This window comes from Clostridium chromiireducens, from assembly GCF_002029255.1.
GTDB lineage: Bacteria > Bacillota > Clostridia > Clostridiales > Clostridiaceae > Clostridium > Clostridium chromiireducens.
Window position 1 is genome coordinate 1 of the sequence record NZ_MZGT01000124.1, and the last position, 8,643, is coordinate 8,643.

The 8,643-nt window shown below is 31.3% G+C and carries 6 protein-coding genes and 1 other RNA gene; 6 read left to right on the top strand and 1 reads right to left on the bottom strand.

The genetic code is table 11. From position 1 onward, the window contains the following. Window positions 1–244 precede the first annotated feature (244 nt). The 5 genes from CLCHR_RS23195 (at window position 245) to CLCHR_RS23215 (ending at window position 6,790) form a co-directional block, all read left to right on the top strand. Entirely contained in the window at window positions 245–1,630 is a 1,386-nt protein-coding gene (locus tag CLCHR_RS23195) for an ethanolamine ammonia-lyase reactivating factor EutA (RefSeq protein ID WP_278337030.1), read from the top strand. Window positions 1,631–1,893: 263 nt separating this feature from the next. Further along, entirely contained in the window at window positions 1,894–3,219 is a 1,326-nt protein-coding gene (gene eat / locus CLCHR_RS23200; RefSeq protein WP_079442281.1) for an ethanolamine permease, read from the top strand. Between the two features lie 86 nt (window positions 3,220–3,305). Then, window positions 3,306–4,673: an ethanolamine ammonia-lyase subunit EutB gene (locus CLCHR_RS23205; protein ID WP_079442283.1), complete on the top strand. Its 1,368-nt coding sequence runs from the start codon at window positions 3,306–3,308 to the stop codon at window positions 4,671–4,673. A gap of 3 nt (window positions 4,674–4,676) precedes the next feature. Then, window positions 4,677–5,447: an ethanolamine ammonia-lyase subunit EutC gene (gene eutC / locus CLCHR_RS23210; RefSeq protein ID WP_079442284.1), complete on the top strand. Its 771-nt coding sequence runs from the start codon at window positions 4,677–4,679 to the stop codon at window positions 5,445–5,447. 137 nt (window positions 5,448–5,584) lie between these two features. Next, window positions 5,585–6,790, top strand: a complete 1,206-nt coding sequence (locus CLCHR_RS23215; protein WP_079442286.1) for an MFS transporter — start codon at window positions 5,585–5,587, stop codon at window positions 6,788–6,790. Window positions 6,791–6,862: 72 nt separating this feature from the next. Here CLCHR_RS23215 and ssrS read toward each other — a convergent pair. Next, window positions 6,863–7,054: non-coding RNA, 6S RNA (ssrS, locus tag CLCHR_RS23220), on the bottom strand. 199 nt (window positions 7,055–7,253) lie between these two features. On the opposite strand from ssrS, the gene aspD reads away from it, so the two are divergent. Beyond that, on the top strand, window positions 7,254–8,643 hold a 1,390-nt coding region (gene aspD, locus CLCHR_RS23225), incomplete at its 3' end, for an aspartate 4-decarboxylase (protein ID WP_079442288.1).

An 8,643-nucleotide genomic window follows, 5' to 3' on the forward strand; every position in this document is an offset into this window, starting at 1 on the left:
GTGAAAATATATTTACAATAGGATTTTATAGGTATATAATTCCATTATTGAATAAACAAAGGCGTTTAAAGAATTCAATTCTTTAAACGCCTTATTATTTTCCTATCTTTAAATAAGATTAGGAAATAATTTATAATGTAAATTTTGAATAAAGAAGACAATGACGTCAATTATTACTTTGGCTCTTTGTCTTCTTTTTTATTATTGGAGGTGAAAAAGTATTTTACAAAGTGAAATATATAGTATAGGTGTTGATATTGGAACGTCAACAACTGAAGTTATAATAAGCAGATTAAAGATTAAAAACATCTTGAGTTCATCTTTAATTAAGGAAACAGTAATAGAAGGAAAAGAAATAATATATAAAAGTCCTGTCATAGTTACTCCACTTTTAGATGAAGTAACTATTGATTTTAATGGAATTAAAGATATTGTATCTAAAGCTTTAAAAGAAAGTAATATAGACAAAAATCAGATATCTACAGGTGCAGTTATTATAACAGGAGAAACTGCAAGAAAAGAAAATGCAGAAGAGGTTTCTAAAAATCTTTCAGAATACTTAGGAGATTTTGTTGTGGCAACTGCAGGTCCAAAACTCGAATCTTTATTAGCAGGATATGGTTCTGGGGCATCGGAAATGTCAAAGAATCTTAGTAGAAGGGTGGTGAATCTCGATATTGGGGGTGGAACGACTAATGTATCTGTATTTAATTGTGGTGAATGTGAGCAAACTTTCGCATTAGACATTGGAGGTCGACTTATTAAGTTTAATACTGATGGAAAAATTATTTATATTTCAAAGAGAATTGAATTTATTTTAAAAGAAATGAACTTAAATATTCAGGTAGGAAGAAAACCAAAACTTCAAAATTTAATTCATATATGTGAGAAATTATCTAATTGTTTACTAGAAGTATGTTGTTTAAAGGAATTAAGTGAGGACACAAAAAGATTATTTATTAGTGAAGGCTATGAGCCTTTTGAAACAGATTATATTAGTTTTTCAGGAGGAGTAGGTGAGTATGTATTAGAAGATCATAGGAAAATTAGCATCGAAGGGACACAAAAGCATAATGATATAGGGCCGCTATTAGGAAATTGTATAAGCAGAGAATTTAAGAATTATAAAAACATTATTTTATCTCCAAAAGAGAAAATAAGAGCAACAGTAATTGGAGCGGGAAACTATTCTCTAAATATAAGTGGGAGCACAATAGCGTTTGAAAAGGCTGCATTGCCTCTTAAAAATATACCTATAATAAAACCTTTTGAAAAGAAAGAAAATCTAAATGAAATATACAATAAAGTCATGAAAAAAATTGATTTATTAAATGAAAGTATGGTAGCAATTTCACTCATAGGACCTAGAAGTCCAAGTTATGAAGAAATAAAGTTAATAGGAAATCAAATAATAAAAGTTTTTAAAATAGTTAGTGGCCCATTAATTGTAATTTTAGAAAATGATTTTGCAAAAGCTTTAGGGCAGGTAATTTCCTTAAACTTAGAAGAAAAAAGAGAGGTAATATGTATTGATAAGATATCAACAAAGAATGGAGATTATATTGATATAGGGCTTCCCATGGGTGATGCAATACCAGTTGTTATAAAAACTTTAATATATAACAGTTAAAAATAAAACATATTCACATTTACAATTAAAAAGTATTCCAACTTAAAAATAAAAGAATGTATAAAGAAAACAATTTTGCAAGAAAAAAATATACACATATAAAAAGTTAAAAAGATAACAATTTATTGGAAACATCAGGTCTGCAGAGAAGCTTGTTTATGCAAAGTTCTAGCCTGGGCTTTTGTTTAAAGGAATATTTAATGGAATTTTTTAAATTTATTAATGGAGAAATAAGTTAATTTTATTAATGAGGAGTGACAAAAATGAATAATGAATTAAAAAAGACGCTAACACCAATACAACTATGGGGAATAATTGTTGGTATGGTTATATCAGGAATGTATTGTGGTTGGAATTATGCACTAGATTTTACAAGCCCAGTTGGATTTATAATTGCTATATTAATTGTTACAGTTTTTTATACTACATTTATGTTTAGTTATGCTGAACTTTCAACTGCAATCCCGCATGCAGGTGGACCGTCAGAATATGCATCAAGATCCCTTGGAAAGTTTGGAGGATTCTTTGCTGGATTTTCATGTTTAGTCGAGTTTTTATTTGCAACTCCAGCGATTGCTTTATCAATAGGCGCATATATTAATTTTTTAGTACCAGCGGTGCCGGCTGTTGTTGCAGCAGTAATAGCTTATGCAATATTTGTACTTATAAATTGTTTAGGTATAGAAGCAGCAGCTAAAGTTGAACTGGCAGTTACTATTATTGCTATAGCAGGATTAATCTTATTTGTTGGAGCAGGTGCTCCACATATTAAAATGAGTAATATTCTTGCAGGAGATATTTTTAAAGGTGGTTTTAGTGGGATATTTGGGGCAATACCGTTTGCAATTTGGTTTTACTTAGCTGTTGAAGGAGGGGCAATGTCAGCTGAAGAATGTGAAAATCCTAAGAGAGATATCCCAAAAGGTTTCATTTTAGGTATAGCTACTCTTGTTGTGCTAGCAGTAGCAACATTCTTTGTAACAGCAGGAACTACAGATGCAAGTGTAATAAGTTCATCAGATTCACCGCTTCCTTCAGCTTTAGAAGGTATATATGGAGCCGGTTTATTATCAAATGTAATGAGCTTCATTGGATTGTTTGGTCTTATAGCAAGTTTACATGGAATAATAATAGGTTATTCAAGACAGGGGTTTGCTATGTCTAGAGCTGGATATTTACCTAAGCTTTTATCAAGGACAAATTCCAAAGGTGCACCAGTATATTCAATAGTTATAATGAGCTTAATTGGTATGTTATTTGTTTTAACAGGTCAAACTGCTGTAATTATTGTTATATCATCATTTGGAGCTGTAGCTTTATATATAATAAGTATGATTTCTTTGTTTATTTTAAGAAGTAAAGAACCGAAGCTTAATAGACCATTTAAAGTTTCTTATCCAATTGTACCAGCTATTGCTCTTTTAATAGCATTTGTATTTTTTGTAGCATTAATTATTTCTAATTTTTCTACGGTGTTGTGGGTAATTGGCGCTTATGCACTGGCAATAGTATATTATTTTGTATATTCTAAAATTCGGGGAACAAGCGCAGAAGTAGTTGAAGAAGGACTTGATGGAGAAATAATTTAAAGAATTTAATATTCACAATTCATTGATCATAATTTGTGAGTCGTGCATTAGCAATATGCTTGCTTTTATTAAAAGGAGAGACGGATATGATTTTAAAAACAAAACTATTTGGCAATGTATATAATTTCAAAGATGTAAAGGAAGTTCTCGCAAAGGCAAATGAAGAAAAATCAGGAGATAGACTTGCAGGAATTATAGCAAACTCAACAGAAGAAAGAATAGCTGCTAAAGTTGTTCTTTCGGAACTTACTATAGGAGATTTAAGAAATAATCCAGTTGTAGATTATGAAACAGATGAGGTTACTAGAGTTATTCAAGATAGTGTAAATGAAGAGATATATAATAAAATTAAAGGGGTGGCGATAGGAGAGCTCAGAGAATTTATTTTATCAAAAAGTGGAGATGAAATAAAAGAGATAAGAGATGGACTAACTTCGGAAGTTATAGCAGGTGTAACTAAGCTCATGAGTAATATGGACTTTATATGTGCATCAAAAAAATTAATAAATATCGCTACATGCAATACTACAATTGGAAAACTTGGAACTTTATCAGCTAGACTTCAGCCAAATCATCCAACTGATAATATTGAGGGAATAATGGCATCAGTTATGGAAGGAATAAGTTTTGGAATAGGTGATGCAGTAATTGGCCTTAATCCAGCAGTAGATACAATTGATAGTGTCTATAATATATTAAAAGCTTTCAAGGACTTTATGAATAAATTTCAAATACCAACACAAAATTGTGTTTTAGCCCATGTTACAACACAAATGGAAGCATTAAAAAAGGGAGCGCCTATGGATTTAATGTTTCAAAGTATAGCAGGATCAGAACTTTCTAATAGAGCTTTTGGAATAGATGTAAAACTAATGGATGAAGCTTATGCCATGATGAAGGAATTAAAGTCTTCAAAAGGTGATAATTTCATGTATTTTGAAACTGGACAAGGCTCCGAACTATCGTCAGAAGGACACAATGGAGCAGATCAGCTTACTATGGAAGCTAGATGTTATGGCTTTGCCAAAAGATATAGTCCATTTTTGGTTAATACGGTCGTGGGGTTTATAGGTCCAGAATATCTTTATGATGGTGCACAGGTTATAAGGGCAGGACTTGAAGATCACTTTATGGGAAAACTAACTGGTCTTTCTATGGGAGTTGATGTTTGCTATACAAATCATATGAAAGCAGATCAAAATGATTTAGAAAATTTAGCTGTATTACTTGCGCAGGCTAACTGCAATTATTTTATGGGAGTTCCTGGTGGGGACGATATAATGTTGATGTATCAATCTTCAAGCTATCATGATATTGCAGCCTTAAGGGAAATAACAAATAAAAGACCAATAAAAGAATTTGAAAACAGACTAGAAGAACTTGGAATAATGAAAAATGGCATATTGACAAGTAAAGCTGGAGATCCGTCATTATTTTTAAATATGGGAGTGTAAGTTATGGAAAAGGATATTTTAGAAGATATATCTACTATAGATTTAAGTACTAAAGTTTCTGTAGATAATCCAACTGATTACAAAGGTTTAGTCATTTTAAAACAATCAACGCCAGCGAGAATTTGCACTGGAAGAGCCGGTACTAGATATAAAACAAATGATTATTTAAGGCTTCGAGCAGATCATGCAGTTGCAATGGATGCAGTTTGGTCTTGTGTAGATGAAAAGGTAGTTGATGATTTAGGTTTTTATAAGGTTCAAACCCTAGTCAAAGATAAAGAAGAATATATTACAAGGCCAGACTTAGGAAGAAGGTTTTCAGAAGAAATCATTAAAAATATAAGGGAAAATTGTATAAATGATGTTGATGTACAAATTATAGTAGGAGATGGATTGAGTTCGCCGGCAATAACTTCTAATTTAAAAGAAATATATCCTATGATTGTTGATGGTATAAAAGCTAAAAATTATAAAATAGGACATCCTATTTTTGTTAAATATGCTAGGGTTGCAACTATGGATAAAATAAGTGAAACTTTAAACGCAAAAGTTACTCTTATATTAATAGGTGAAAGACCAGGACTAGCAACAGGTGAGAGTATGAGTTGTTATATGGCTTATGAAGCAAGCAGTCAAAAGCCAGAATCTCAAAGGACTGTAATATCAAATATACACAAAAATGGAATGCCTCCAGTTGAAGCAGGTGCACAGATTGTTCAACTTATAGAAATATTAATGACTGAACAGAAGAGTGGTATAGATCTTAAATTATAGTAATTTATGTATATAAACGTTGCCATCCAATAATATGAAATATTATAGCATCTTTATAAAAATTAATGTACAAACTATTATGGTAAAATTAGATTGATATATATATAATTTTACATATAGAGTTTGGAGTGATTTTTATGAATTATATAGAGAAAGGTACTCATGAATTTAGTATGACAAGTATTGCCTTATTTGCAGGTGGCTTTAACACATTTGCAATCCTATATAGTACGCAGCCATTAATGCCATTTTTGTCTAAAGAATTTGGCGTGTCTCCTACAGTTGCAAGTTTGTCACTATCTGTAACGACTTGTATATTAGCAATTAGCATGTTGCTTTTTGGTTCAATATCAGAGGTATTAGGGAGAAAGCCAATTATGTGTTTCTCTCTTTTTGCAACGTCAGTTTTAGCAGTTTTAGCCGCTTTTGTTCCTAATTTTAATATGCTTCTAGTAATTCGTTGTTTACAAGGTTTTGTTTTAGCAGGATTACCCGCTATTGCTATGGCATATATTAGCGAGGAAATAGATGAATCAAGCTTAGGAATGGTCATGGGATTATATATCAGCGGTAATTCTATAGGAGGAATGAGTGGACGTATTATAATAGGGATTATTACTGATTTATTTAATTGGAGACTAGCTTTAGCTTGTATTGGATTTCTAGGCCTAATATCAAGTTTTTTATTTTGGTTAAAGCTGCCTCAATCAAGACATTTCGAGCCACGATCTTTTGAAATCGAAAAACTTATAAAATCTAGTATTAATCATTTGAAAAATCCTAATTTAATTTGCTTGTATTGCATTGGCTTTTTCATTATGGGAAGTTTTGTATCGTTATATAATTTCATTGGTTTTCAGCTAACTGAGCCTCCATATAATCTTAGCCAGACGTTAGTTAGTTTTATTTTTATAATATATGTTGTTGGAACATTTAGTTCAACTTTTATGGGGCGCTTAGCTGATAAACATGGACAATATAAAATGCTATCAATATCACTTTTTATTATGTTAATTGGAATATGTATAACTTTAAATATGAATTTGTTCTTGAAAGTTATAGGAATAGCTCTTTTAACTTTTGGATTTTTTGCAGGACATTCTATAGTTAGTGGATGGATCGGTAAATTAGCAACCCATGATAAGGCTCAAGCATCCTCTCTTTACCTATTATTTTATTATGTGGGTTCAAGCATAGGTGGAACTGCTGGCGGGAGATTTTGGTCTTCTTATGGCTGGGGAGGTGTTGTTAGTATGATTGCAATTTTTTTAATTATTGCATTTTGTATTTTATTTGTTCTTTCATCAGTAATAAAAAATGTTAATATAGAAAAACATGTTTAGGTTACTAAATAGATATAAATATAAAAGCAAAAGCCAATGCTTAAATCTTAAGCATTGGCTTTTACTACCAATAATATATCCAAAATACCGGTACCCTGATTTTGACACCTATCCTCAGATAGGTGGGTGTCCTCACAGATGCTTCAATCGCCTTCAATGCCGTAAAAGGACTCACAAGAAAGTACATATCTTCATCTAAATATTGAACTCCCGAAATAAATATGTAGGTTCAAAATAAGAGCTTAACGCATATTTCAGAACATATATTGGTTGTGAAGTTATAATAACATATTTTAAAATTTTATGCAACAAATAAATATATGATAATTCAAATGGAATAATTCTTTTCAACTTATCGAAGACTAACAATAGATACTTATATACTGATTTTTACAAAAATTATTTATTTAAACAACTACAATTGAAAGGTTTCTATTTTAAACTTAAAGAAGGAGAATTATGTATGGATATTAAAAATGTTCAGCGTAAGGAGATAGAAAAGATTTATGGGGAAATTAGCCCATTTGAATTCAAAAATAAATTAATAAGTCTCGCAGAAGGACAAAGAGCAAAAAGTGCACGTGTACTATTAAATGCAGGGAGAGGTAATCCTAACTGGACAGCGGCAACACCAAGAGAGGCCTTTTTTACCTTTGGATTATTTGCGGTAGAAGAGACCAGAAGTGTTTGGAATGATGGAGATTTGGCAGGCATGCCAAGAAAAAGTGGAATTGCAGAGAGATTTTATGAATTTATAAATAAACATAAAGAAATGCCAGGAGTAGAACTTTTGGAAAATATAATTAATTATGGGATTAGAGATATGGGATTTGATTCTGATAAGTGGGTAGTTGAACTTACAGATGCAATTATTGGTGATAATTATCCATTACCAGATAGAATGTTAAGTCATATTGAAAGAATTGTCCATGAATATCTTGTTCAGGAACTTTGCTATAACAAACCACCTGTTGGAAAATTTAATATTTTTGCGGTGGAAGGAGCTACAGCAGCGATGTGTTATATATTCGATAGTTTAATAGCTAATGAACTATTAACACGTGGAGATAAAATAGCATTAATGGTTCCAGTTTTTACACCATATCTTGAGATACCTCATTTACCACGTTATAATTTTGAAATTGTACATATTAATGCTACAGAATTAACTAAAGATGGTACACATACTTGGCAATATCCTGAATCAGAATTAAATAAGCTAAAAGATACAAGTATAAAAGCTTTATTTATTGTTAATCCTAGTAATCCACCTTCAGTAGCAATGAAGAATGAAAGTGTTAAACAATTAATAAGCATTGTAGAAAATGATAATCCAAATATAATGATTATTTCTGATGATGTATACAGCACATTTGTAAATAATTTTCGTTCACTAATGGCTGACTTACCTTTTAATACCATAGGAGTATATTCGTATTCTAAATATTTTGGGGTAACTGGATGGCGTTTAGGGACAATTGCGCTTTATGACGAGAATGTTTTTGATAAGTTATTAAACGAATTGCCAGAAGATAAAAAAATCGAATTAAGGCAGCGTTACGGAGGCCTTTCGACAACACCGGATAATGTGAAATTTATTGATAGAATTGTTGCCGATAGTCGTCAAGTAGCTTTAAATCATACAGCAGGTTTATCTACTCCACAGCAAGTGCAAATGGCATTTTTTTCTGCATTTGCACTTCTTGATAAGAAAAACAAATATAAAACTCAAACCAAAAATATCTGCAAGCGCAGGCAGAAGATTCTATTTAATGGATTAGGTCTAGATTTAAGGGAAGATCCTTATGATGCAGCATATTATACGGAGTTTGATTTATTAGAATGGGCTACCT